This window comes from Faecalispora anaeroviscerum (assembly GCF_947568225.1).
GTDB classification, from domain to species: domain Bacteria; phylum Bacillota; class Clostridia; order Oscillospirales; family Acutalibacteraceae; genus Faecalispora; species Faecalispora anaeroviscerum.
Genome location: NZ_CANOOQ010000001.1, coordinates 763,945 through 788,537, shown reverse-complemented (window position 1 = coordinate 788,537; position 24,593 = coordinate 763,945). Strand labels below are relative to the sequence as shown.

At 48.2% G+C, this 24,593-nt stretch carries 21 protein-coding genes; 10 read left to right on the top strand and 11 right to left on the bottom strand.

The window, feature by feature from the left end:
* Window positions 1–3: 3 nt before the first annotated feature.
* Complete coding sequence (locus tag QOS46_RS03870) at window positions 4–588, top strand: manganese efflux pump MntP (protein ID WP_283607415.1); 585 nt, start codon at window positions 4–6, stop codon at window positions 586–588.
* Between the two features lie 8 nt (window positions 589–596).
* On the opposite strand, the gene QOS46_RS03865 is transcribed toward QOS46_RS03870, so the two are convergent.
* Entirely contained in the window at window positions 597–3,743 is a 3,147-nt protein-coding gene (locus QOS46_RS03865; protein ID WP_283607414.1) for an AAA family ATPase, read from the bottom strand.
* Complete coding sequence (locus QOS46_RS03860) at window positions 3,740–4,975, bottom strand: exonuclease SbcCD subunit D (protein ID WP_408611438.1); 1,236 nt, start codon at window positions 4,973–4,975, stop codon at window positions 3,740–3,742. Before QOS46_RS03860 ends, QOS46_RS03865 begins: the two co-directional genes overlap by 4 nt.
* Window positions 4,976–5,351: 376 nt before the next feature.
* Here QOS46_RS03860 and QOS46_RS03855 point away from each other — a divergent pair, with 376 nt between their 5' ends.
* Window positions 5,352–5,525, top strand: coding sequence for a hypothetical protein (locus tag QOS46_RS03855; protein ID WP_283607413.1), 174 nt, complete (start codon window positions 5,352–5,354; stop codon window positions 5,523–5,525).
* A gap of 109 nt (window positions 5,526–5,634) precedes the next feature.
* On the opposite strand, the gene QOS46_RS03850 is transcribed toward QOS46_RS03855, so the two are convergent.
* The 3 genes from QOS46_RS03850 to QOS46_RS03840 form a co-directional block, all read right to left on the bottom strand.
* On the bottom strand, window positions 5,635–7,320 hold the full coding sequence (locus tag QOS46_RS03850; RefSeq protein ID WP_283607412.1) for a glutamine--tRNA ligase/YqeY domain fusion protein: 1,686 nt from the start codon (window positions 7,318–7,320) through the stop codon (window positions 5,635–5,637).
* 13 nt (window positions 7,321–7,333) lie between these two features.
* Window positions 7,334–8,791, bottom strand: coding sequence for a glutamate--tRNA ligase (gltX, locus tag QOS46_RS03845; protein WP_283607411.1), 1,458 nt, complete (start codon window positions 8,789–8,791; stop codon window positions 7,334–7,336).
* 163 nt (window positions 8,792–8,954) lie between these two features.
* Entirely contained in the window at window positions 8,955–9,764 is an 810-nt protein-coding gene (locus QOS46_RS03840; protein ID WP_283607410.1) for a M15 family metallopeptidase, read from the bottom strand.
* A 270-nt stretch (window positions 9,765–10,034) separates the two neighbouring features.
* On the opposite strand from QOS46_RS03840, the gene QOS46_RS03835 reads away from it, so the two are divergent.
* From QOS46_RS03835 to QOS46_RS03820, 4 genes are all read left to right on the top strand, one after another.
* Window positions 10,035–10,211: a DUF1540 domain-containing protein gene (locus QOS46_RS03835; RefSeq protein ID WP_283607409.1), complete on the top strand. Its 177-nt coding sequence runs from the start codon at window positions 10,035–10,037 to the stop codon at window positions 10,209–10,211.
* Window positions 10,212–10,332: 121 nt separating this feature from the next.
* Window positions 10,333–10,824, top strand: a complete 492-nt coding sequence (locus QOS46_RS03830; protein ID WP_283607408.1) for an amidase domain-containing protein — start codon at window positions 10,333–10,335, stop codon at window positions 10,822–10,824.
* 79 nt (window positions 10,825–10,903) lie between these two features.
* A complete protein-coding gene (locus QOS46_RS03825) occupies window positions 10,904–11,080 on the top strand; it encodes a hypothetical protein (protein WP_283607407.1) in 177 nt (58 codons plus the stop codon).
* Complete coding sequence (locus QOS46_RS03820; protein WP_283607406.1) at window positions 11,077–11,238, top strand: hypothetical protein; 162 nt, start codon at window positions 11,077–11,079, stop codon at window positions 11,236–11,238. The genes QOS46_RS03825 and QOS46_RS03820 overlap by 4 nt, the downstream gene beginning before the upstream one ends.
* A gap of 80 nt (window positions 11,239–11,318) precedes the next feature.
* Here the strand turns inward: QOS46_RS03820 and QOS46_RS03815 are convergent, their stop codons facing one another.
* The 4 genes from QOS46_RS03815 to QOS46_RS03800 all read right to left on the bottom strand — a co-directional run bounded on the left by QOS46_RS03815 (window position 11,319) and on the right by QOS46_RS03800 (window position 15,690).
* On the bottom strand, window positions 11,319–12,827 hold the full coding sequence (locus QOS46_RS03815; protein WP_283607405.1) for an IMP dehydrogenase: 1,509 nt from the start codon (window positions 12,825–12,827) through the stop codon (window positions 11,319–11,321).
* Between the two features lie 144 nt (window positions 12,828–12,971).
* Window positions 12,972–13,553, bottom strand: coding sequence for an HD domain-containing protein (locus QOS46_RS03810; RefSeq protein WP_283607404.1), 582 nt, complete (start codon window positions 13,551–13,553; stop codon window positions 12,972–12,974).
* Between the two features lie 134 nt (window positions 13,554–13,687).
* On the bottom strand, window positions 13,688–14,380 hold the full coding sequence (locus tag QOS46_RS03805) for a DUF3298 and DUF4163 domain-containing protein (RefSeq protein ID WP_283607403.1): 693 nt from the start codon (window positions 14,378–14,380) through the stop codon (window positions 13,688–13,690).
* 140 nt (window positions 14,381–14,520) lie between these two features.
* A complete protein-coding gene (locus QOS46_RS03800) occupies window positions 14,521–15,690 on the bottom strand; it encodes an O-antigen ligase family protein (RefSeq protein WP_283607402.1) in 1,170 nt (389 codons plus the stop codon).
* 333 nt (window positions 15,691–16,023) lie between these two features.
* Here QOS46_RS03800 and QOS46_RS03795 point away from each other — a divergent pair, with 333 nt between their 5' ends.
* Both QOS46_RS03795 and QOS46_RS03790 read left to right on the top strand, forming a co-directional pair.
* Window positions 16,024–18,372: a cation-translocating P-type ATPase gene (locus tag QOS46_RS03795; RefSeq protein WP_283607401.1), complete on the top strand. Its 2,349-nt coding sequence runs from the start codon at window positions 16,024–16,026 to the stop codon at window positions 18,370–18,372.
* A gap of 185 nt (window positions 18,373–18,557) precedes the next feature.
* Window positions 18,558–20,318, top strand: coding sequence for a hypothetical protein (locus tag QOS46_RS03790; RefSeq protein ID WP_283607400.1), 1,761 nt, complete (start codon window positions 18,558–18,560; stop codon window positions 20,316–20,318).
* A gap of 183 nt (window positions 20,319–20,501) precedes the next feature.
* Here the strand turns inward: QOS46_RS03790 and QOS46_RS03785 are convergent, their stop codons facing one another.
* Complete coding sequence (locus tag QOS46_RS03785) at window positions 20,502–21,239, bottom strand: SH3 domain-containing protein (RefSeq protein WP_283607399.1); 738 nt, start codon at window positions 21,237–21,239, stop codon at window positions 20,502–20,504.
* A 63-nt stretch (window positions 21,240–21,302) separates the two neighbouring features.
* Window positions 21,303–22,178: a polysaccharide deacetylase family protein gene (locus QOS46_RS03780; protein ID WP_283607398.1), complete on the bottom strand. Its 876-nt coding sequence runs from the start codon at window positions 22,176–22,178 to the stop codon at window positions 21,303–21,305.
* Window positions 22,179–22,517: 339 nt separating this feature from the next.
* Between QOS46_RS03780 and QOS46_RS03775 the strand changes: the two genes are divergently transcribed.
* Window positions 22,518–23,513, top strand: coding sequence for a transglutaminase-like domain-containing protein (locus QOS46_RS03775; RefSeq protein WP_283607397.1), 996 nt, complete (start codon window positions 22,518–22,520; stop codon window positions 23,511–23,513).
* Window positions 23,514–23,537: 24 nt separating this feature from the next.
* Window positions 23,538–24,590 carry a type II secretion system F family protein gene (locus QOS46_RS03770; RefSeq protein ID WP_283607396.1) on the top strand — a complete coding sequence of 351 codons (1,053 nt, stop codon included), beginning with the start codon at window positions 23,538–23,540 and terminating at the stop codon, window positions 24,588–24,590.
* Window positions 24,591–24,593 lie beyond the last annotated feature (3 nt).

The following is a 24,593-nucleotide window of genomic DNA, read 5'->3' as shown; positions in this document are numbered from 1 at the left end:
CGTATGGATTATATCTCCCTTGTGGGAATTGCTGTCGGTCTTTCCATGGATGCGCTGGCAGCCTCCATCGCAAACGGAACCGCCGTACGAAAGGTAACACCCGGATTTGCCTTTAAGGTTGGCCTGACCTTTGGCATTTTTCAGGCGTTTATGCCCTGCCTTGGCTGGGCCTTGGGGACGGCGGGTGCCAATCTCTTAATCCATATTGAGCATTGGCTTGCTCTACTGCTGCTAACCTATTTAGGCGTGCAGATGATTTGGGAATCGTGCTTTGGGGAGCACTCCACAGCGGCCAGATGCCATACAGTAGGGAAACGAACTCTGCTGATTCAGGCGGTGGCAACCAGCATAGACGCGCTGGCCACGGGGATTATTCTGCCTTCCTCCGTAGGGATTGACAGTGTTGCGCTGATGCTGTTTTCAGTTTCGCTGATCGGTGTGATCACCTTCGTACTTTGCTTTGCGGGGGTCTACCTCGGCAGAAAATTCGGGTCTCTTCTCTCCGGTCGCGCCGAAATCGCCGGAGGAATCATCCTGATTTTGATCGGTATTAAGATCTTCGCCGAGCACCTGCTTACCTCCGCTTGAACCCGCCTTCAACGACTTGTCAGAAGCGCAGTACTGCCGGTTACGCTTTTTCGGATCATAATCTTTTTATCGATTTTTTCTTTAAGCTCCGGAACATGAGAAATAATGCCTACCAGACGGTCGCCGGTTGTGAGCGCCGACAGCGCGGAGATCGCCTGATCCAGTGATTCCGAATCAAGCGTGCCGAAACCCTCGTCGATAAACATGGTGTCAATCTGCACTCCACCGGCATAGCTTTGAATCACGTCGGATAATCCCAGGGCCAGCGACAGCGAAGCCTTGAAGGATTCCCCTCCGGACAGGGAGCGTACCGAGCGCAGCTTGCCGGTATAGTAATCCATCACGTCCAGCTCCAAGCCGGACTGACTGCGATTATCCTCGGGAATTTCCTTTCGCAGAAGCTCAAACCGACCGTTTGTCATTCGATTCATCCGCTTATTGGCTTCCTGAATTACCATTTGAAAATACGCCGCCTGCACATATTGCTCAAACGCCAGCTTTTGGCGTTCAGGCAGTTCGCCGTTTGCCGTTCTGGAAAGAGACGACAGCACCAGATAACGATGCTCTAGCTTCTCCTTCTGCCGCAGTGCTTCTTCCAGCCTTTGCAGAGTCCGTTGATTCCCATGAAAGCGCTGTGAAATTTGAGAAATCTGTTCCTCCAAAACGGATTTTTCTCTTTTCAGCTCTTCCTGCCGCAAGGCCAGCTTTTCGACATCCACCGGGTTTTTCCCCGCCGTTTCTTTGCTCAGGCGGCGGATCGTCTCTTCGGTAAAGCGCTGGCTCTCCGTAAAGGACTGCACCTCATTCCGCCAGGCTTCAATTCGGCTCTGATTAGCCAGCGCAGCCCGGTATTTTTCCTCATTAAACTGATTTTTCTCCAGCGCTTTGCGGTAATCCTGTTCGGTTTGCTCCAGCTTTTTTTTCTGTTCTGTCAGCTGGTTCGCATTTTCCTGCAAAACAGCGCGGACGCTATCCAGCTCATTGCAACCTTTGGAAAAAGCGGCTTCACTCTCCTGAAGCCGTTTTTTCATCTCCCCTAATCGGGTCTCGGACTGCAAAATCAACCGCCCCAGTTCTTCCTCTGTTTCACAAGGCAGCTTTTTGCGAAGCAGAGATACTTCCGCCTGTTTTGCACTAGTCTGTGAAGAAAGCCGCGATTTTTCTTCGGTTTCGCGCTGTACAAGAGGTTCCGATTCTTTTAGGAGCTGCTGTGTTTCGTCGAACTCTTTGGCCCAGAGTTCCCGATTTTTACAAAGCTGCAGCAGCTCGCCGTACTTTTGCTCCAGACTTTTTTTACGCCCTGTGTTTTCCATACCTAGTGCGACAATCTGAGCTTTGAGCGCAGGAATCCCTTCCTGCGGAGCGATATCCGGCAGAATATGCTGCCACTGCTGGCGCAGCACCTGCCAGGCCGATTGCACCTCAACCTCTTTCCCGTGCGCCTGCGAGCTGGTTTCCCGCAGGCGGGCCGTGGCCTGCTCCTGTTGCTTGCGCAAATGTTGCAGTTCCTGCTCGTCCGGAGCGCCATCGATCATTTCCGCCTTCTTGGGGTGTTCTTTCGAGCCGCAAACCGGGCAAGGCTCACCCGACTGCAACCGGCCGGCCAGAACACCTGCTTGCTGACGAAAATACAAAAGCTCCTTTTCTTCACACAGATGGTGAATTTTCGTATATTCCTCTTCAGCGGCAAGATAATTTCTCTGTGCATTCTGCTTTTCTGATTCCATCACTTCTAACTTTGCTGCCATACCGTGCAGCTGGAGCAGATTGGTACGCAAAGCTTCAGCCGCTTCTTTTTCCTTTTCGCATTTCACAAGAGAAACCGGTGCGTCTGCAGACTGTGTCATCAGGGTCTGGCGTTCCTCCCTCTCTTGAGTGAGTGCTTCTCTTTTTTTTATCATTTGCTCCAAACGAAGAGCGTTCTGCGAAAGTGCACGCTCTAAATTCTTCTGCTGCTGTGTCAACGCGTTATAATGCTCATAATCCGGTAGAGCGGAGCGCAGACCTGTTAAATGCTCTGCAAGCTTTGTGCGCTGCGGTTCGGCCTCCTGCTCTTTTTTCCAGTTTGACTCCAGCTGCTGCAGCTGCTGTTCCAGCAAAACCGAGCGCTCGCCCAGAGCTCGGATCCCGTTTTCCAACCGATCTGCGTTTTCTCTCGCGGAAAGATAGATTTTTTCATACGGCAGCACCTGTTCCGCAGCGGCACCGGCCAATCGAGCCAGTTGTTCCGTCTGCCGGATCTGCGGTTCTCCTTTCAACAGCTCCTCGCGTCGGAGCAAAGCTTGTTCCAGTTCACGTAACATCCGATTGATCTGTTCCGCGCAGGTTTGTTCGGCAATCAGCTGCGCGTCGGCTTCCCCCACATGCTTTTGCTGAGTCTTCCGGGCTTCGAGAAGAGTTTCATCCTCCTGCAGCATTTTGTTCCAGAGTGCTGTCATTTCGTCTATACGGTGCAGATTCTGCTCGGCTGCCCATGTCTGAACCAGAGGTTTTGCGGCCTGCTCCTCGCTGTAAAGTAAATCACCTGTGTACTGTAATATAGCTTTACAACAATCGTCCCATTCAATTCTGGCTGCTTTTTCACGCTTTTTTAGTTCCAGCTGCACCGCTTCCAGGGGAGCCGTTCCGAACACCCGGCGAAAAATTTCCGCTCGCTCCCGGTGATCGGCCAACAGAAGCTTTAAGAATTCTCCCTGCGCGATCATGGCGATCTGCTTGAACTGCTTATAATCGATGCCCAAAAGCTCGGTGACCGCACCGGTCACCCGCACGTTTCCGGTGATCACTTTGCCGTTTGGGAAGGTCAGCGCGGCATCCGCAGGTTCCTCCGTAAAACCTTCACCGCTCTTTTTGGGGCGGGGATATTTGGGATTCCTGCGTAAAAAGTATTCCTGTTCGCGGTGCAGAAAAGACAGCTCTACATAGGTTTTATCTTCGGGCCGCGCAAAATCACTGCGAAGGCTGTCCACCGGACGCACACTGCCGCTTGATTCCCCAAACAACGCAAAGGAAATTGCATCAAACAGCGTTGTTTTCCCTGCACCGGTATCTCCGGTAATTAAAAACAAACCCGCGCCGCCAAACTGCTCAAACGGAATTTCTACCTTGCCTGCAAAGGGGCCAAACGCGCTGACAGTTAAATGCTTTGGCTTCATCGCGTTCCCTCCTGATTGCTGAGAAACAGAGCTTCCATAATCTGGGTTTGCTCCTGTGTCATTTCTTTCTGGTTTTGCATTTGGAAGAAATCCTGAAACAGCTCCATTGGTGTTTTTTGAGAAAGGTCTTCTCCGGACGCTGCGTTTTTCTGCTTTGTTTCTTTGCTGAAACGATTTTCAAAATCCAGCCTCATAATATTCGGGTAAAATCTGCGCAGACGGCCGATGGGGTCCATCAGTTCTTCCGTATCCGTCAGGGTAGCGTGAATATAATCCTGGGAATTTGCGGAATCGACGACCTGCGGGTCGGTCAGCTGATCGATCGGGCCGCGGATCTCTCTCATATCGCGCAGCGGAACAAGGGGAATCTGCCGGATGAATGTATTGCCTTTTTCCATCAGCTCAACAATCGTTACAGATTTTTTCTGTCTGCTTTCCGAAAAGGAATATTTAAGAGGGGAACCGGCATATCGAATGGTGTCGCACAGCATTTTCTGCGGGCCATGCAGATGCCCCAGCGCCACATAATCAAAGGCATGAAAGACTCCGGCGTCCACCGCGTCCGAACCGCCGACATAGGCGGTTTCAGAATCTGACTGCTGCGGCAGCTCTCCCCGGTTGGTCACGAACTGATGCGCAACCAGAACTCTGCGGTAGTTCGGCTGTTCAGAAACCGATTCCAAAATCAAACGCACGGCATCTTCCGTGCATTCCAGTTCTTTTTCCGGAAAAAACGGAGCAGCCAGCGCAGGCTTGATAAAAGGCAAAAGGTAAAGCTCCACCACCCCGTACTCATCTTGCAGCAGGATCGGCTCTAAGGCGCCATCGTAAGCTGCGGCGATCGTAATTCCCTGACGGCGTAGAATGCGGCTGCCGAAGCCCAGGCGCTCCGCAGAATCGTGGTTCCCGGAAATCATAAAAACCGGCAGCCTTAAAAAAGCCAAGCCGGTCAAGAAGTCGTCCAGAACAGAAACCGCCTCCCCGGGCGGAATGGTTTTGTCATAAACATCCCCGGCAATCAAAACGGCATCGGGCATCTCCTGCTCGGCAACTTCTAAAATCTGTTTTAATATGGCCCGCTGATCTTCAAGCATACTGAATTCATTGACGCGCTTGCCAATATGTAAATCCGCCAGATGCAGCAGCTTCATACAATCCCCCTTTTCCGTAAAGAAAACCGGCACGGCAGCCATCTTCTGCTTGCCGCGCCGGAAAATATGCTTGTATTTCATTGGTTTCGATTGCTCAGCGGCTCTTTTTCAGGCTGACAATCTGAAGCACGGTCAAAGCGACGCTGACCATTGTAGCCGCAATTCCCAAAACAAAGCTGGCGATCGATAAGCTTTTTTGCATGATGTTTCACCTCATTCTTTCTTTTGCATATCACACGGCAGAGATTTGACGACCTACTGTCTAAAAACACATCGGTTCTTCAGCGCGGTACCGGATTGTAAGCCAGTACATATTCATATTATAATTATAACATCTTTACGGAGATTGGAAAAGCTCTAAGACAAAATTTCCGCAAAATCTTATTTGTTTTTGGATGACCAATTTTACTCCATGCGCATATTATATTGGTACCAGCATTTGTGCGGAGGTGGAAACATGGAGGTCAGAACCAAAATTTACGACTGCAAAAATCCCGATCAAAATCCGGTTCCCCGTTGGATGGGGTACTACAATAACAAATCGGAGAAAAGCAGTCTTGAACTGGATCTTGTTCAGCAATTCAAAAAAAATCCAGACAGCTTTTTCCCCGATCTTACCAAGAAAAAGTGAAAGCGTAGCGCCTGGTAATACACCGGCGCGCGCCGATTTTGCCGCCAGCGGAAACTGCGGCGTTAGAAAGCCCCGGCTTTGCAATACTGCAGGCCGGGGCAAGCTGTTATTATTTCTTTTTATTAAAGCTGTCTTTGAGCGAAACCGAACGGTTAAAGACCGGATGCTCCGGTGTGCTGTCAATATCTGGGCAAAAATAGCCCTGGCGCATGAACTGGAACGAAGCTGGCGCACAGGCTCCGGCCACGTCGGGTTCCACCTTGCAGTCTTTCAAAGTATTCAGCGAATCGGGATTCAGCAGTTCCAAAAACTCACCGGATTCCGGATCGGGAACAGTAAACAGGTTATCATACAGGCGAACCTCTGCCGAAACCGCTGATTTCGCATTGACCCAGTGAATGGTCCCTTTCACCTTTCTGCCGTCCGGCGTATTCCCGCCGCGTGTAGCGGGGTCATATTCTGCATAGACCTCAACCACGTTGCCGGTTTCATCCTTTTGGCAGCCGGTGCAGCGAACAATGTACGTCGTTTTCAGGCGAACCTCATTGCCGGGGAATAAACGGAAATATCCCTTTGTCGGCGTTTCGGTAAAGTCGTCGCGTTCAATCCAGACTTCCCGTGAAAAATCGACCTTACGTGTTCCGTCCTCAAGGCGGTTGGGGTTGTTTTCCATCTCGAACTCTTCCACTTGGTCTTCCGGATAATTGGTAATGATCAGCTTGACAGGGTCGAGCACACACATGACACGCTGCGCGTTCAGGTTCAGGTCTTCGCGCAGGCAATGCTCCAAAAAGGCATATTCCACCGTGCTGTTGACTTTGGAGATGCCCAGGCGCTCAATAAAGTTTCGGATAGATGCCGGCGTATAGCCACGGCGGCGCAGGCCACACAGGGTAGGCATACGGGGATCATCCCAACCGGAAACATATTTCTTTTCTACCAAAAGGCGCAGGCGGCGCTTGCTCATCACCGTGTTGTTGATGCCAAGGCGGGCAAACTCAATCTGGCGGGGCTTTGAAGGCAGGTCGACATTCTGAATCACCCAATCGTACAGTGGGCGGTGATCCTCAAACTCCAGGGAGCACAGCGAATGCGTAATATCCTCCATTGCATCTTCAATAGGATGCGCGTAGTCGTACATGGGGTAAATGCACCATGCATCGCCGGTTCTGTGGTGAGAGGTGTGGCTGATGCGGTACAGAACGGGGTCACGCATGTTAAAATTACCGGAGGCCAAGTCGATCTTCGCGCGCAGCGTCATGGCTCCGTCCGGGAATTCTCCGGCCCGCATTCTGCGGAACAGATCCAGACTTTCCGCCACCGGGCGATCGCGATACGGGCTGACCGCCGGATTTTTCAGGTCGCCTCGGTTTTCCTTCATCTGCTCGGGCGTCAGCTGGCATACATACGCAAGGCCATTCTGTATCAGCTTTTCGGCAAGCTGATACATCGTTTCGAAATAGTCGGAAGCATAGTAAAAACGGTCGTCCCAATCGTAGCCCAGCCACCGGATATCCGCCTGGATGGCGTCTACATATTCGGTATCTTCTTTGCTGGGATTTGTATCATCCATACGCAGGTTGCAGATGCCGCCGAACTTTTCCGCTGTGCCAAAATCGATGCAAATTGCCTTTGCGTGGCCAATATGGAGATAGCCGTTTGGCTCAGGAGGAAAACGGGTATGAATGCGCTTTCCTTCAAAGCGTCCACCCGGCGCAATATCTTCCGTAACAAATTCATGAATGAAATTGCCGAAAGACTCCTGATTCAACGGTTCTCTTTTTTCTTCGCTCATAATACTCTCCCCATTATCCTTCACATTTTTTCAGGCCCAGCTCCAGCCGGCGCAAAGACTCTTCCCGGCCAAGAATGGCCAAAATCTCCATTGCGCCGCCCGGCGTAACGGTCTGGCCGGCCGCAGCAATGCGAACAGGCCAAAGCAGCGTCCCATTTTTTATCTCAAGCCGCAGAGCCAGTGCTAAAAGCGCCTCGTGCAGACTCGGCACCGTCCAGTCAGACAGCTCTTTCAAAACAGAAATCGCCTCACGCAAAATGGGCGCGGAATTTTCGAGCGTTGTTTTACTTTTTTTATTTATAAAGAACTCAGCGGAATAATCCGGCAGATCCTTCAAAAATCCCACCATCTCGGGGATTTGACTGAGCTTGGTCACGCGGGGCTGTAGAATCAGCGTTAGCACAGACCAATCGGCCTGCGTGTCGCCGAACACCTTTTGATAATACGGCATCGCAAGCTCTGTAAACTGCTCCGGCGTCATTGCGCGCAGGTATTCCCCGTTGAGCCAAGTAAGCTTGTCATAGTCAAAAATTGCGGGGGACTTGCTGATACCATCAATCGCAAAGCGCTCGATCAGCCCTTGCATGTCCATTTTTTCCTCGTTATCCTTGGGGCACCAGCCCAGAAGGGCAATATAGTTGATGATTGCCTCAGGCAGGTAGCCTTCCTTGACCAGATCGGCAAAACCGGTGGAGCCATGGCGTTTGGAGAGCTTAGAAGCGGTACCGTCGGCATTTCTGCCCTTAATCAGCGGCAGATGCACATACGTCGGTATTTCCCAGCCATAGGCCTCGTATAGCAAATTGTACTTCGGTGTAGAGGACAGGTATTCGCTGCCACGCACCACATGAGTGATCTCCATCAAATGATCGTCGATCACATTGGCAAAGTTATAGGTGGGAAAACCATCAGATTTCAGCAGAACCTGATCCTCGAGCTCTTTATTTTCCACAGAGATATCGCCGTAAACGGTATCGTGAAACGTTGTGGCACCCTCGGCCGGCACCTTCTGGCGAATCACATAGGGAGTGCCCTGCGCAAGCAGACGGTCGATTTCCTCTTGGGGCAGATTTCGGCAATGGCGGTCATACCCGCCAAACGTGTTTTCCTCATGCAGAGAGGTAAGACGCTCTTTTGTACAAAAGCAGTAATACGCCTTCCCCTCCTGTACAAGCTGCTCTGCATACTTTTTATAGGTACTCATGCGCTCGCTCTGTACATACGGACCGTACGGACCGCCGATATCGGGGCCTTCGTCGTGCTGCAGACCAACCATTTTCAAGGTGTTGTAAATGACCTCGACAGCCCCCTCCACCTGACGTTCCTGATCGGTATCTTCGATTCTCAGGACAAAATCCCCACCCTGATTCTTGGCGATCAGGTATTCATACAGCGCTGTGCGCAAATTGCCCACGTGCATAAATCCGGTGGGACTGGGAGCAAATCTGGTTCTAATTTTTTTCTCTTGCATAGTAACACCCCTTCAGGATTGAGTCGTTTCTTGCTTTCAGCGTGTTCCTAAAAAAAGAATGACGGTTGAAGATTTCCCCCGCCGAAGGCGGGGGAAATCTTCGCCTTCCTCTCTCAGAAGTAAACGGCCTCTTTTTGTTATTATATCAAAATTTGGAATTTATTCAATTATTTTCTTCGTTTCGTGCAAGGTAATTCACGTATTCTTCCAAACTCATGCCCAATTCTTTCATTTTTTGCGCATTTTCCTTACCGACATACCGGTAATGCCAAGGCTCAAACATAATTTTCGTTATTTTTTCTTTGTCTTTCGGGTAGCGTAGAATAAAACCGTATTCCGCTGCATGCTTCTGCAGCCATTCATATCCCTTTTCTTTTTCAAAATCAGGCCGCACACCATTAACATCAATCGCCAAACCGGTATTATGCTCGCTGTGCCCCGGAGCAGCTACGGCAGCAGCAGCTTTTTCCTTGGCTTCTGCGGAGCTCATCCCCTTTTTTTCGTTCTCCTGAATTTCCCTTTCCAGAAGCTCTTTCTGCAGTTCCGGGGCACGATATGCGGAAGAAATCCAGAGTGTCACTCCATCTTTCGAGGCAGCCGCTGCCATTTGACGATACGGCTCCATAATACGCTCGTCCATTTCCATGTCATACGCTTTGACCAAATGAGGCTCGTAATGATCCGGAAGACCGTATTCCCAGTTGACCAGAATTAAATTACTATCTTTTTCCCATACTGTTAACAGCTCTGAGGCTGACAGGGAGGTTTCCGTTTGTCTTGATTCCAAAGCGGAATCGCCAATGACTTCTGAAGAAGAGGCGGATTTCGAAACACTGGGCGAAAAGGTTTTCATCCAGTGGATCATAGGCTCATTTTGCGCAACAAACAAAAACAAGACCGAGGAAGCCAGAATCAAAAGGCAAATCAGCAGCAAAGCCGCTGTTTTTTTCATTTTAGGATGTCTTTGGTTCATGGTATTGCTCCTTATTTTCCATTCTTTCCCTTAGAATACCTCATTTTTCTAAAAATATGAAACATTCAAATTTTGATACAGTTAAAACCTTTTATATCTGTCAATTCTTTCTTCATCAAAGTCGGGGAAAGAATGAAATGCTATTTTTTTAGTCGTATCGCTATAGTACCATCCTCATCCGATCGAATCAATCTCAAAATTTGCACTTCATAATTCGTTTCGTTTTTACCATACTATAAATAGTCTTTCAGTGAAAGGAGGCGAACTCAGATGATGAATTCTAATAGCCATCCCAATCCGTCAATCGGTTGCAGTGTAGAACAGTGTCAGTACCATTGCGCAGCACAGGATTTTTGTTCTTTGGAAAAGGTTCAGATCGGTACCCATGAACAGAATCCTACCATGGATCAGTGCACAGACTGTCAGTCCTTCCGCGCAAAGCAGTAATTCAACTCTGCCAAGTCAGGCGTTTTCACCGCCGTGTTCCGGCATAGCGGTGAAAGCGTACATAATTTACTACGATGCATAGGATATAGCATCCTATCTAAAATAAATGGAGGAAATTTCCATGCTTCGCATCGTAGCCTATAACCGGACCGCTGCTGTGGAGTATGCCCGCAAATGGGCGTTCCAGAGAAATCCGGCCTATTATAATTTTGAAAACCTGGGAGGAGACTGCACTAATTTTGCCTCTCAATGTCTTTACGCTGGCAGCGGTGTGATGAACTTCACCCCCACGTACGGATGGTATTACAGAAGCAGCAGCGATAGAAGCCCTTCCTGGACGGGGGTTGTTTATTTGTACCAGTTTCTAACTAAGAATAAAGGTCCAGGGCCCTTTGCCACGGAAACGGGCATCTCCGAAATGATACCGGGGGACATTATTCAGCTGGGCGATCAAACCGGACGATTTTATCATTCTCCCATTGTTGTGGCGGTCGAACCGGATGAAATTTATGTTGCTGCCCATACCTTCGACGCATTTATGCGTCCTTTAAGCTCTTATGTATTCGACCGCATCCGTTTTCTTCATATTGAAGGCATCAGAAAGTATCAATAATACAATTTTTTCTAAAATTTCCTATGCTTACCTGAAATTTTTATGAAAATCAGTGCAAAATAAATCAGAGGTGAATTTTATGGAGAAAAAGTACCCTGATTTATATGCTTTGATGAAGGATGACCCAGCGGCCAAGCATTACTTTGAGTCTCTTCCGGAACACGTGCGTTCGGCCATCAGCCAGCGCCCCGGCGGCGTTAATTCCTTTGATAGCTTGTGCAGCTATGCCGACAATCTGACGCAGGGGGACCGATGACGATGATTCTGCCGCCCGAAGTCCCCTGGAGCCAACCCTTTCTGGAAGAAGAAATCTGCGATGACCCGCTGAAACCAATCTCACAGACTTCGGAAGAAACAACGTTTCTTCCCTTTCCGTTTAAAGACGATTTTTATCGCCCCGAACAACCCCTGTAAGGAAAAACACTGTACCAAAATGGTACAGTGTTTTTTTATGGGAGCGGAAGCATGTCTCCACCCCAGCCAAAAATTGATTTTTATTTCACGATATTGTTTCCCGTATCCTTCAGTACAACGTCGTGAGCGCCGCCCTCCACAATCGAGGTTGAAGAAACCAGGGTGATTTTGGCCTTCTTTTGCAGCTCAGAAATGGTCAGAGAGCCGCAGTTGCACATGGTAGAACGAATTTTATTGAGGGTCAGGTTTACGTTATCCTTTAGCGCACCGGCGTAAGGAACATAAGAATCCACGCCCTCTTCAAAAGAAAGCTTGCTGGCGCCTCCCAAATCGTAGCGCTGCCAATTTCTAGCGCGGTTTGAACCTTCGCCCCAGTATTCTTTCATATAGCTGCCGCCGATAGTGATTTTCCCGGTCGGACTTTCATCAAAGCGGGCAAAATAACGGCCCATCATCAGGAAGTCCGCTCCCATGGCCAGAGCCAGAGTCATGTGATAATCGTAGACCAAGCCGCCGTCGGAGCAGATCGGTACATAAATGCCGGTTCTATCATAGTACTCGTCACGAGCCTTGGCCACATCGATCAGTGCGGTAGCCTGGCCACGGCCGATGCCCTTTTGCTCGCGGGTGATGCAGATGGAACCGCCGCCGATGCCAACTTTAACAAAATCAGCTCCGCTTTCCACCAAATACAAAAAGCCCTCTCTGTCTACCACGTTTCCGGCGCCAATCTTTACCGTCTCGCCATAGTTCTCACGAACCCAGCCGATGGTTTTCTTCTGCCACTCAGAGAAGCCCTCGGAAGAATCGATGCACAGAACATCCGCGCCAGCCTCAATCAGAGCAGGAACACGCTCCGCAAAGTCGCGGGTATTAATCCCCGCCCCCACAACATAACGCTTATGGGAATCCAGCAGTTCGAGCTTATTCTCCTTATGCGAAGCATAATCTTTACGGAATACCAGATAGGCCAGATGCTGATTCTCATCCACAATGGGCAGAGCGTTCAGCTTGTGATCCCAAATAATATTGTTTGTCTCTTTCAGGGTAACACCCTTTTCGGCATATACCAGCTTTGAGAAAGGCGTCATGAATTCAGAAATCTTGGTGTCCGGATCCATACGGCTGACGCGGTAGTCACGGCTGGTAACAATCCCTAGCAGCTTACCGGTAGCGGTTCCGTCCTCGGTTACAGCCACCGTGGAATGGCCGGTTTTCTCTTTTAGATCCAGAATGTCCTGAAGCGTCAGATCCGGCTTAATGTTGGAGTCGCTTACCACAAAACCGGCCTTATGGTTTTTGACACGCTGTACCATGGCAGCCTCTTCTTCAATGGATTGAGAGCCATAAATAAAAGAAATACCGCCCTCTTTCGCCAGAGCGATCGCCATTTTATCATCTGAAACAGACTGCATGATTGCCGATACCATCGGAATATTCATCGAAAGTGCAGGCTCTTCATCCTTTTTAAATTTGACAACCGGTGTTTTCAGGCTAACATTCGCCGGAATACATTCGGCAGAAGAATATCCCGGAATCAGCAGGTATTCGTTAAACGTGCGGGAAGGCTCTTCAAAGTAATAAGCCATAGATTGATCGACTCCTTTTTCATTAAGACTTCTATTCAGGTTCATTTTTATAATTAGATAATATTATAGTCATATTTTCTACCAATGTAAACAGGCTTGTCCAACAAAATCCCCCGCATCCTCTGAAAAATCATGGACATTTTGTCAATGCGCGGATGAGGTCCCTTTTTCGCGCAGGTAGGTCGATTCCAAATCTGCTAAATGCAGCTTTACCGCAATCGGATATTTTTGATAAGCGAGGCTGATCGCGAAATTTCCAGCACGGGCGGAATCGTCAAAACCGCCCATATGCCAGCGAATCGCCACGGCCTCCGCGGGCTTCAAACGCAGGAAGCGTTCGATCAGAAAGACAGACTTCTCCCCGTGCCCATACGGGAAGCTGTCCTCCACCATATAAATCGGACGCTTTTCCCATGTACCGGTTTCTTCGTTCTTCACGTTTTTCGTAGAGGTTTTATAATACTGCGCCTTGCAGACATCGTGCAGAAGCCCGCAGATGGCGAAGCTTTCTTCATTATCTTTCCCCTCTTCGAAGTGCTTTTCGCGCATTACACGGTACACATTGACGCTATGCTGCGCCAGCCCGCCCAGACAGGCGCAATGGAACTTTGTGCTTGCCGGCGCGGTAAAAAAGTCGGTAGTGGAAAGCCACTCCAACAACTCTCTGCTGCCGTTGCGGTGAATATTGGCGGTATAAATTTCTTCAAATTCTTCTTTGGTATTCATTTCTTCTCCCCCATCCCCTGATCATTTATTAAGATGATTATAGCATAAAACCTTTCCCCTTTCCATGATTTTTCCAGCAAAGAGAAATGCCCTCTGCCGGGTCAATTACCACAGGCAGGGGCAAAGATTTTTCTCTATTGCGGACAAATCGGGGGGCACTCCAGCTGATCGAACGGCACGGGAAAGAGAACGATTCCGGAAACATATGGCGCGATTTCATACAGCTGAAAGTAAAAAGTCACACTATTCTCCGTCAAATAAAACCGGTTGGGATTAAAATACCGGGTAATCAGCTTGCGGTAATTTTCAAAATAGATACCCGGGCATTTTCTCATGTTTTCATCGGCTTGAAACAGGATTTCATCCAGAAGCGCTTTTCGGAAGTTCGTTTTCGGGCCAAAGAAATCACATGCCTGCACGGCCCTGCATGCCTTCAACGACCACGTGTCGGAACGGCGGACGGTGTTGCCGTGTGCGCCTCCCGTGTACTCATAGGCATCCCGATACAGGCTGATATAGCACGGATTGCAGGCAGTCACGTGATAGTGCAAAACGGCGTCGTACGGGTGGAAGGAATCATCATCCCCTGTATGGGTTGCGTTGTGCAGTGCACAGGCCGCCTGGCGAAAAAGGATTGTCGCCGCATCGTGAAAAAAGCACTCGACCTGCCCCCAGATGGAGCGGTTAATGATCGTTTCCATCCTTCCGCATTCGGGAAGCTCGAATTTCGGGTACTCAATTTTTACCGTCAGTACTTCCGTTCCGGTGCTGCTGAAATTCTTATCCAGAGCGCACATCGAAAATCCGCACTCTTCTGGTAAGCTCATTGTCATCCCTCCCGTTCTCAATGATATGCCCGGAATTTGGCTTTAGACCATTTTGCAGGATGATTTTCGTATTTACGAGTGCAGTGTACCACGCAAAAAAAGGCCCCCGCATCAAGCGGAGGCCTTCTCAAAAAAGAATATTAATTTTTAAATACAGCCGCACCCTGATTCGACTGTTCCAAATAACCGGTGGCTGCCGCCAAACGCTGACGCACGCGAAGGATTCCGCCCGCATAAACGGCATTGATTCCGGTGGAAGAAAAAATCAAAAGGAAAAGCATTGCGGTCTGTCCCCAGAAGATGGTCACATCCGTAAAGCCGTGTACCAAAACAGCACAGGAACAGGCTGCCAGAAGGACATTCATGTTCCCGCAGATTCGACCGCGGAAACGAGCCAGTACAATTCTAGCCTGAACATACACATATCCAGTAATTACTGTTGCGCCGACCAGTCCAAAATTCAATAATGTATCAAGATACAGGTTGTGCGCGTGATATGTCTTGTAGCCGAAATATTCCTCGCAGGCCAAACGATAGGCTGCCGCGCCTTCACCAAAGAACGGATGATGCTGAATTCCCTTAATGGAAGTCGTCCAGATGTTTACCCGTTGATCCCACGATTGATCGATAAACTCAATGCGGGGGAACAGCTCCGGTAAAATCAAACCGAACACTACCAGGAGCATCCCGCCAAGGGCAATCATCGTTGCCATTTTGCGTTTTCCCTTCAGGAATAGGAACACCAGCACCGCAAGGCCAAGAGAAAAGATGGCAGACATGCTGGCTGAAAGGTAAAGCCCCACAAGGTTGCTTGCGATCACGATCATATAAAACCGACGGTTCTGCGCATTGGTAATCATTCGATAAATTGCGATCAAAACAACAAATTCGATAATGGTCGCATAGTAGTTTGCGTTAATGAATGTTGAAATCGGGCGAAACGAAGGATTCGTCGCGTAGGTGGAAATCTTCTGAAATATCGCCACCGCCGCACATGCCACACTGCTCAGGCAGGCGGTATCCATCGCCTGATCGTACAGCTGCTTCGTCATAAAGCTACGGATGTAGAATCCACATACTAAAAGAGCCGCGGCAAACAATGAATAAGCGCTTCCAATATGGTTATTGTATACTTGCCCGACGAAACCAGTAAACAGAAAGAATAATACAATTCCTATAGAATACGGATCTCCAAAAGCCTCTGCTCGTCTTTCGTAATTGATAACCGTCATAAATGCAATGATTGAAACAGCCGCCATGCTGACATAAAACGGTAGAAAAATAGAAATAGTCAGAAATAGCACTAGCATGCCGTTTAGATCCTTGCTCGATTTTAAAGAGATAAAATCGAACGCGTCTTGCTTAAAAATGGTATCAATCTCCTTTCTTTCTGCAGCAGAAATTCACCTGCACAGAATTGTGAAATTACAACGCATTTTCTGTTCACCTTCACTAATCATCCATTATACCACAAATACCATTTGCAACAAGACACATAATCGTTAAATGGAGAAATGCTCTATCTTGTTTTTTTAGATACTCCTACAAAAATTATGACGCAATTTTGAATTTTCAGGAATTGAAGCCGATCCTTTTTTCGCTTTAGGGTATACTGTTAAAAAACATAAGGTGGATGAAAGTAAATGACCGAACCGTCACAATCTTATTTTGAACGGTTTCATCCCGACTATTCAACTGGACTGACGCAGGAACAAATTGACCAGCGGCGTCAACAGGGCCTTTTTAATGGGGAATCGGACATAAAAACCAAGTCGGTGAAAGAAATTGTTTTGCAAAACATTATAACCCCCTTTAACATATTAAATGCCGTTTTGGCCTCTTTGATTTTGCTGGTGGGCTCTTATAAGAACCTGCTGTTCATGGGTGTGATTCTCAGCAATCTGCTGATCGGAATTTTTCAGGAAATTCGTGCCAAACGAACCATAGATCGCCTGGCCCTGATCGCCGAGCCCAAGGCCAGGGTAATTCGAAACGGTGAACAGCTGACCATTGAAATCCGCGACATAGTTCTGGATGACATTCTGTTTTTGGAAGCGGGAAACCAAATCTGCACCGACTGTATCCTATGCAACGGTGAGTGCGAGGTGAACGAGTCCCTGCTGACGGGCGAGACGGACCCTGTTTTGAAAAAAACGGGCGATACGATGCTTTCCGGTAGCTTTATAGTCAGCGGCGCCTGCCACGCCCAGGTTGAGCACGTGGGCCAGGAAAATTATGCGGAAAAGATTTCGCAGGACGCCAAATACTTGAAAAAACCGAATTCCGAAATCATGGTTTGGATCAACCGCATTATTCAGGTGATCGGAATTCTGATTGTGCCGGTCGGGTTAATTCTGTTTTACAAGCAATATTACATTCTGCAAACCGGTTTTTCGAAATCGATCGTCAGCACCGTGGCCGCTCTGGTCGGCATGATTCCGGAGGGTCTGGTGCTTTTGACGAGTGTTGTACTGGCTGTCAGCGTAATTCGTTTGGCCTCGCATAAAACACTTGTTCAGGAATTATACTGTATCGAAACGCTGGCTCGCGTAGATGTTCTTTGTCTGGACAAGACCGGCACTATTACCGAAGGCATCCTGCAGCTTGACGATTTGCTGCTTTGTAATGAAACGGAACAGGAACAGGCGGAAACTGCTCTATGCGCACTAACCGCCGTACTGCCGGACAACAACCCAACCATGAACGCGGTACGAAAAAGCTATTGCTCTCCACCCGGCTGGAGCTGCAAGGAAATAGTCCCTTTTTCCTCCGCCAAAAAATGGAGCGGCGCTTTTTTTGAAAATCAAGGATCTTTCATTCTTGGCGCTCCGGAGATTCTTTTGCCAGACAAATCCTCAGACATTCGGCGTAAAGCTGACTCCTGTGCGCAAAGTGGGCAGCGCGTTCTGCTTCTCGTAAAATCCGCCGGGAATTTTCAGGACAAGGAGCTGCCTGCCGAGCTTGAACCAATGGCTCTGCTGTTGTTCAGCGACAAAATAAGGCCGGAGGCGCCGCAGACTCTGCTGTATTTCGCCGAGCAGGGCGTTACGCTCAAGGTGATTTCCGGTGACAACCCAATTACGGTTGCGAACATTGCCCAAAAAGCAGGCATGAAAAACGCAGACAGCTATGTGGATGCAACAACTCTAGATACACCAGAAGCACTGGCCGAAGCTGCCGAACGTTACACCGTTTTCGGCCGCGTGACCCCTCAGCAAAAGCTAGACTTAGTCAAAATACTGAAAAAAGCAAATCATACAGTAGCGATGACGGGCGACGGCGTCAATGATGTTCTGGCCCTCAAAGAAGCGGACTGCAGTATTGCGATGGCCTCGGGAAGCGACGCCGCCAGAACGGTTTCTCAGCTGGTACTGCTGGATTCCAATTTTGCCTCTTTGCCCAAGGTGGTACACGAAGGGCGGCGCTCGATTAATAACCTTCAGCGCTCCGCCTGCCTGTTTCTGGTAAAAGCGTTCTTTTCCGCCATTATCGCAATCTATTTTATCTTCGCGCCATATGACTATCCCCTACAGCCGATTCAGTTTTCTCTGATTAACCTGTTCGCCATCGGCATACCATCCTTCCTTCTGGCTATGGAACCAAACAAAGACAGAGTCCGGGGAAAATTCATCGTCAACATCATTACAAAATCCTTGCCGGGCATGCTCGCCATGGCGCTCACGATCATTATTGTGATGCCGGTCAGTACCTTCTTTCACCTTTCGGTCGATCAGGTGTCTACCGTCAGCGTGATTCTCATCGGCTTTACCGGCCTGATGAACCTGCTGAGCATTTGCCTGCCATTCAACACCCTGCGCAAAGTGTTGTTTTACACCATGGTCGGTGGATTTTTGACCGCCATGCTGTTGTTTCAGGATTTCTTTTCTCTGGTTGACCTTACCGCACCGATGCTGCTGGTTATTGCGGTAATGATGATCTTTTCGGCGTGTGTAATCACGATCATTTACCGTATGGTCAAGAGAATAGGTTGATTAATAGCTGATTCCGCCGAGAAGTTGGGGACAGATAAAAATAGGAAAAAATCGACTGATTCTATTAAAATACGTCATTTTTGGACTAAATTGCCAATATTCTCCTCTATTGTGCTGTCAGAGAATATACTATAATCCGGTTGGTATTATAATCTTTTGTGACATTATTATTAAGGAGTGTTCCCATGTTTTCTACCATTGGCGACAGTGTCACCGAAAATGACGAGTCTTTATTAGAACAGACTCCCCTCGTAGAAACCCCTTCCCCCGAACAAAACCCTGCCGATCCACCAATGCCCAAACAGCGCAAGCCTGTAATGATTGCGGTTATTGCAGTATTGGTTCTGCTTGTTGGAACGTTTGCAGTTGGCAAGCTGTTTTTTAACCGTGATTTTACGCAGCTGCTTATGGGCAAAACCAAATATGCTCAAAATATTGAGCTGGCAACGGCAAAATCCAGCGCTGACCAGATCGTAGCCGGAATGGACAAAAGCGTTAAGCTTCTGCAAACCTACACCAAACCAAAAACACTGGACTCCACTGTACAGTTGAATGTGAAAATGGAAGACCAGTTTTTGAAGGGCATGGGTCTTCCAGAGGAACAGACTTCTGCCGTTCAGCAAACTATTAAATATCTTAACACCCTGAAAATGAGTGCAAAAACACTTATTAATGAAAAAGGGACACAATCTACTGTAACCATAACAGATCCTTCCGCATTAAAACTGACCGTCAGTTCACTCTCTTATGTGGACGGGAAAACGTATGTGCATATTCCAGAGCTTCTGGAACAATATTTATTGCCAGGGGAAGATTCGCTTTCACAATTAAACCCCAGCAGCCTTGCGAATATGAAATACGATTCGGCAAAAATGAAAACCAGTCTCGACAAGCTTGCCGAAGTGTATGCGAATGCTCTTTCTACCGCTCAAGTAAAAGCAGAAAACGACCAGAGCATTACGATTGACGGAGTAACCGTTCAGGGGCAAAAGCTGACTGCCTCGCTGACGGAGGCTCAGACTGCGGAAATGTTTAAAGCAATTGCTAAGGCTGCCAAAGAAGACGAATACCTGTACAGCTTTGTGGCAGACAATTACAGCCTCTTCTCCTCGTTGTCCGGCAGCGACAAATCAGCCGCTAAGGAAGCACTTACCAAAGAAAAATATGGCGAAATGATTGACGAGATTTTCCCCACCAATAACTTAGAAACAGACACCTCCGCATTTAGTGCGGTTTCTTATGTTGAGCAAAGCGGCGCTTTGTTGGCTCATTCCTATGAATATAAGGACGGAAGCGATGCGTTGCAGTTAATATACTTAATCACCGAGCAGAAATACGCAGTTGAACTTCTGTCTAACCAGGAATCCGGCTTTCTTTTCTCCAACACAAAAACCGGTGAAGAAACTGGTAAAATCCAGTTAAACATTAAGAGCGAAAGCGAGCCAAAAAACATTGGTGTGAATGTGGATTATTCCGGAGCAAAGTTGGTTCCCTTCCTCGATTCTGAAACCTTGGTCGGAAAGTACGTGCTTTCTTTGAACGATCCCGACCACGAGATTCAAAAGCAGATGAAAAATGAAAATCTTCCGCAGGAATTTGATCAGATTGATCAATCCAGCATAACCATAGAATCTGCTGTGGACGGGAGTCAGGTAAACAGTACAATACTGTATTCCATCCCGAAGCTGCTGTCGGCATCCATAACCGAAAAGATCAGTGGCACTGTGGGTGATACCACTCTCCCCGCTCAGCCGCAGGCAAATCAGGTAATTGACCTTTCTCAGGATGTATCTGGAGAAGCAACAAACGAGCTTGGTATTCAAACAATTCAGTTCCTGTCTGAAACTATGAAAAAAGACTCTGAACTGACTGCTGTTTTAGCCGGTTTTGGCATTACCAAAGAGCAGGTTGAGATGATGGCGGCTTATTACGCACAAGCGAATTAAGGATTATTATCAAAAAGTAAGGCCGCTTTTTTAAAGCAGCTTGAAACAAGTATCATCTGAAATTTTCAGAACAGGGAGGCACCAATGAAGGTGCCTCCCTGTTCCTTTGTCTACGCAAGTTTTGAAAATACAGGCTACTCTTTTGTATCGTTCAGATTATTGTTTGAGCCACACTTTCATGTGTTACCGAATATACTGACTGCTGGCATAACCGATAATACCGTTGTAATTGACAACATACCACCCCTGCCATTCACCTAGAACAGTAATTGTGGCACCGTTGGGTGCCTGACCGATCACAGGAGCATCCAGGCTGGGTTTGCTGCGAATATTCAGGTTACCCCCCTGTGTTACCACCTTTGCGGTACGCGCTGGCTGGGGGTTATCGATAAACGGGATTCCGAAAATCTCTGTCAGGGATTTCACCAGATTAGCCGCAATTTCCGGCATATTATTTACGAGCCAGTCTGCGTCCTCCGGATTATCGTGGTATGCCGTTTCAATTAGAACAGAGGGGGCATTCGTTTTGGTGATTTCTACAAGCGTCGTGGTCGGCATTGTACGTACCTTTTCGGGTATCGGATAAATTTCTTTATAATTTTTGGCAATGATCTCCGCCGCGCGGCTACCGGCAGTGCTGTATGGATAATAGTAGACATCGGTACCGCGCAGCTGACCGGCAAGGGCCGGGGGTGCGGCATTAGAATGCAATGCAAGATGCAGGTCGTAATACCCTGCATTCGATTCGCGGATTGCCTGGCCGAGCGTCATACCAACCGTATTTCGCGTAAAGCGGATTCCATTGGCGCGCAGATACGGCTCTATATTGTCCGCGAGAATATTCATATGATATTGCTCACTTCCGCCGTTTACGTATTCGTTATATGGCTGCAGGGACGGACTAAGATAAATATTAGGCATAAACAGCTTCCTCCTTTTGTTCCATGATATGCGGAAAAGAAAAAACCGGTAATCACAAGAAGGTTATTTCAGCCGTGTGGCAAAAAAACTTTCGCTGGTTTTGCCCGGAGTGCGCAAAAAACGCCCCAGCAGATACAAACTTTCCGGATCGCGGGTAATATCGTTGATCCGTTCCTCACAGCTTAGGGAGGCTCGAAACCCCATGCTATGCACAACAGGAAAGGATTCTTTACTGATGATCCCAAACGGATAGGTAAAGGCAGTAGGGGTCCACCCCGTGTGGGAACGGATGAGCTCCTGCATCTCGGTCAAGTCATTCGTCAGGAGCGTCGTATAGGCTTCCGTAGTCTCTCGTTTGTTCTTCTGCGCGCCAAGGCGTCCTGTATCGGCCGTTCCATGCAGATGGTAACTGTGGTTTTGAATCTCCACCATGCCGGACTGCATCATTTCATTGATTTCTGTCCAGGTAACATGAGAATACAACTCATTTTCCTCACCGGACTCACTGTACTTTTCTGTAAAATATCCAATCGGCGAGATGACGATCTTCATATTATATTTTAGGGACAAGGGGTAAGCGTACACATAATTATTGTAATACCCGTCGTCAAAGGTGAGCATTACGGGTCTTTCCGGCAGAGGCTTACCCTTGTCGACGTAGTCGATCAGATCCTGAACCACTACCGCGGTATACCCCTTCTCTTTTAAGTATTTCATGTCGCTTTCCAGCAGCTGCGGAGAGATCATGTAGGTTCCCTGATGCCGGCTGTCTTTGATCACCCCGTGGTACATCACAATAGTGAGCGGCACCCCCTCAAATTTTCGGTTGCTGCCCAGTGCTCCCACGGTGGCCCCGGTCACACCGGTAACCAGCAGAATTAGAACCAGCGCAAGAGCGGCAATGCTTTTTTTGCTTCGAAGGCTAACAGTGAAAAACATGAAACCGAGGCCCCTTTTCTTTGATGAACTTGATTTGTTTCTGACCTGACAAAAAGAATGCGAAATCAGCAATTACAGTATAAACAAAAATAATGAAAGGCTATTTCCCATGAGCATCACGATTCGTGCTATCTCAAATAGAAAGTAAGCTTCTCGATTATTTTCTTGTATTTTTTTATGACCCATGATATACTAAAACTAAACAATAATACTTCCTGAAATATCCAAATACTGCTTTCACTAAAACGATTTTCTGATAAAACAGGACCTTTCCTCCATTGAGCGGGATTTTATAATCTTTTTTAAATTTACTGCAATTCACTTGTCCGGAGGGGCTCCATGAAAAATACAATGTTTCTGCAACCTAAAAAAATAACTGCGCTGTGTTTGCTGCTCGCCAGCACCTGCTTACTTGGTGCGTGTGCGCCGGTCACCTCTGCAGAAATCACGGCACGCAACAGCATTTTATCCGGTGCGGCTCTTCTGGGCCGGCCAGTTACAAATGCAGAAAGTAGCGCTCAATTATCAAACGACGGCGTTTTGAAACAGATGGTCTATGAATCTGTTCCGTTCCAGACGGCTGCATCGACCGTTTTCTCCCGGAACGGCGTTATCATCGACTCCAGCACCGCTGCAAACGGCACGATTCAGGTGAAATATGCGGGCGCTGATAAGCACCTAAAGGTTCAGATCAAGAAGGACAGCGCCGCCTACAATTACGACCTGAACAGCAAGGGCACTGCTGAAACCTACCCCTTGCAAATGGGAAGCGGACAGTATTCTGTCCGCGTTCTGGAAAACGTGTCCGGCAATTATTATAGGGAACTATATGGCATTTCCCTGGCGGTAGCGCTGTCGAGCGAAAATGCACCGTTTTTGCACACAAACCAGTATGTGAATTACACCGCATCCTCTCTTGCGGTCAAAAAAGCTTCAGAACTGTGTGCAAGCTCTGGCACCGATGTTGAAAAGCTGAAAGCCATTTACAACTATATGATTAAAAATATTAAATATGATTTTGAAAAGGCAGCCAAAGTAACCTCCAGCTATGTGCCGAACGTGGACTCAATTCTGACCTCTCAGAAAGGGATTTGCTTTGATTACTCTTCTCTAATGGCGGCAATGCTGCGCTCACAGGGGATTCCCTCCAAAGTGGTGGTCGGTTCTGTCGACACACTGGCCGTAACACATGCTTGGAATGAAGTCTATTTACAGGGAACAGGATGGATCTCCATAAAAATTGAGGTGTCTAAAACAGGCTGGAATCTAATGGATTCCACCCTTGGTGCATCCAACACGATTGGAACCGGATATACGACGGCTCGCATCTATTAACCGACGAAGGCCGGAGGAATGAAAATGCTTGAAAAAAACAGTACCGTCTTTACGGCAGGCGAGCTCGCTTTACTCTGCTCACAGATTTCCTGGATGTTAGAATCGGCAATTCCTTTAGAAGAAGGAATTGCCGTAATTTGTGAAAACACAGAAAATCCCCGGCAAAAAAAGATGCTTCAAAGCGTGTGCGACGCAACCACCCAGTGCGGCTCATTCAGCCAGGCTATTCGCGAATCCTCTTTTTTCCCGTCATATATGGTACATATGGTAGAAATCGGAAAAAAGACCGGCAGACTCGATGACGTTATGGCCAGCCTTGCCGTTCATTATCAGCGTGAGGATCAGATCCTGCGCCAAATTAAGGGAGCCGTTACCTATCCCCTCATCCTGATTTTTATGGTTGCCGCAATTCTTGCAGTGCTTACCGCCAAAATTCTGCCGGTGTTTCGGCAGGTATTTGACGGACTGAGCTCGTATGATTCCGCTGTTTCGTACCGTGCGGTAACTATGGGGATTACCGCAGGACGGGTCACCGTAGTCATTATGGTTCTGGCAGGGCTTTCCATGCTTTTGGCTGTCCTGTTCGCCGAAACCCGGCGTGGCCGCTGGGCCTTTCTTTCTGTCTGTTACCGGGTTCCTTTTCTCGCTAAAATCATTAACAGAATCGATTCCGCCCAGTTTGCTTCCGCATTGTCCATCCTTCTCAGCAGCGGATACGACGTTTCGGAGTCTTTAAATTTAATGCCGGATATTTTGCAGAACCCCCGCAATCTTGAAAATGCAAAGAAAGCAGCTCAGGCCGTGGAAGGTGGGGCTCCCCTTTCGTCCGCTTTGCAGCAGACCGGGCTGTTCTCCGGGCCGCGCTTCAGTATGATCCGCGTGGGAGAAAGCGCCGGCAGCATGGAAAAGGTTCTGTCTAAAATTGCAGACATCGATACGGAAGAGGCTCTGGAGTTGATGAATCAGAAAATTGCCCTGATCGAACCAATTCTGGTAGGTCTGGTTTCCGTGGTGATCGGTGCGCTCCTTCTTTCCGTTATGCTGCCGCTGATCGGAATTATGACCAGCATCATCTAAAAG

Excerpts from the sequence above, each read along its gene's own strand:
- QOS46_RS03870 (WP_283607415.1), top strand. The coding sequence starts at position 4 with ATGGATTATATCTCCCTTGTGGGAATTGCTGTCGGTCTTTCCATGGAT.
- QOS46_RS03865 (WP_283607414.1), bottom strand. The coding sequence starts at position 3,743 with ATGAAGCCAAAGCATTTAACTGTCAGCGCGTTTGGCCCCTTTGCAGGC.
- QOS46_RS03860 (WP_408611438.1), bottom strand. The coding sequence starts at position 4,975 with ATGAAATACAAGCATATTTTCCGGCGCGGCAAGCAGAAGATGGCTGCC.
- QOS46_RS03855 (WP_283607413.1), top strand. The coding sequence starts at position 5,352 with ATGGAGGTCAGAACCAAAATTTACGACTGCAAAAATCCCGATCAAAAT.
- QOS46_RS03850 (WP_283607412.1), bottom strand. The coding sequence starts at position 7,320 with ATGAGCGAAGAAAAAAGAGAACCGTTGAATCAGGAGTCTTTCGGCAAT.
- gltX (WP_283607411.1), bottom strand. The coding sequence starts at position 8,791 with ATGCAAGAGAAAAAAATTAGAACCAGATTTGCTCCCAGTCCCACCGGA.
- QOS46_RS03840 (WP_283607410.1), bottom strand. The coding sequence starts at position 9,764 with ATGAACCAAAGACATCCTAAAATGAAAAAAACAGCGGCTTTGCTGCTG.
- QOS46_RS03835 (WP_283607409.1), top strand. The coding sequence starts at position 10,035 with ATGATGAATTCTAATAGCCATCCCAATCCGTCAATCGGTTGCAGTGTA.
- QOS46_RS03830 (WP_283607408.1), top strand. The coding sequence starts at position 10,333 with ATGCTTCGCATCGTAGCCTATAACCGGACCGCTGCTGTGGAGTATGCC.
- QOS46_RS03825 (WP_283607407.1), top strand. The coding sequence starts at position 10,904 with ATGGAGAAAAAGTACCCTGATTTATATGCTTTGATGAAGGATGACCCA.
- QOS46_RS03820 (WP_283607406.1), top strand. The coding sequence starts at position 11,077 with ATGACGATGATTCTGCCGCCCGAAGTCCCCTGGAGCCAACCCTTTCTG.
- QOS46_RS03815 (WP_283607405.1), bottom strand. The coding sequence starts at position 12,827 with ATGGCTTATTACTTTGAAGAGCCTTCCCGCACGTTTAACGAATACCTG.
- QOS46_RS03810 (WP_283607404.1), bottom strand. The coding sequence starts at position 13,553 with ATGAATACCAAAGAAGAATTTGAAGAAATTTATACCGCCAATATTCAC.
- QOS46_RS03805 (WP_283607403.1), bottom strand. The coding sequence starts at position 14,380 with ATGAGCTTACCAGAAGAGTGCGGATTTTCGATGTGCGCTCTGGATAAG.
- QOS46_RS03800 (WP_283607402.1), bottom strand. The coding sequence starts at position 15,690 with ATGCTAGTGCTATTTCTGACTATTTCTATTTTTCTACCGTTTTATGTC.
- QOS46_RS03795 (WP_283607401.1), top strand. The coding sequence starts at position 16,024 with ATGACCGAACCGTCACAATCTTATTTTGAACGGTTTCATCCCGACTAT.
- QOS46_RS03790 (WP_283607400.1), top strand. The coding sequence starts at position 18,558 with ATGTTTTCTACCATTGGCGACAGTGTCACCGAAAATGACGAGTCTTTA.
- QOS46_RS03785 (WP_283607399.1), bottom strand. The coding sequence starts at position 21,239 with ATGCCTAATATTTATCTTAGTCCGTCCCTGCAGCCATATAACGAATAC.
- QOS46_RS03780 (WP_283607398.1), bottom strand. The coding sequence starts at position 22,178 with ATGTTTTTCACTGTTAGCCTTCGAAGCAAAAAAAGCATTGCCGCTCTT.
- QOS46_RS03775 (WP_283607397.1), top strand. The coding sequence starts at position 22,518 with ATGAAAAATACAATGTTTCTGCAACCTAAAAAAATAACTGCGCTGTGT.
- QOS46_RS03770 (WP_283607396.1), top strand. The coding sequence starts at position 23,538 with ATGCTTGAAAAAAACAGTACCGTCTTTACGGCAGGCGAGCTCGCTTTA.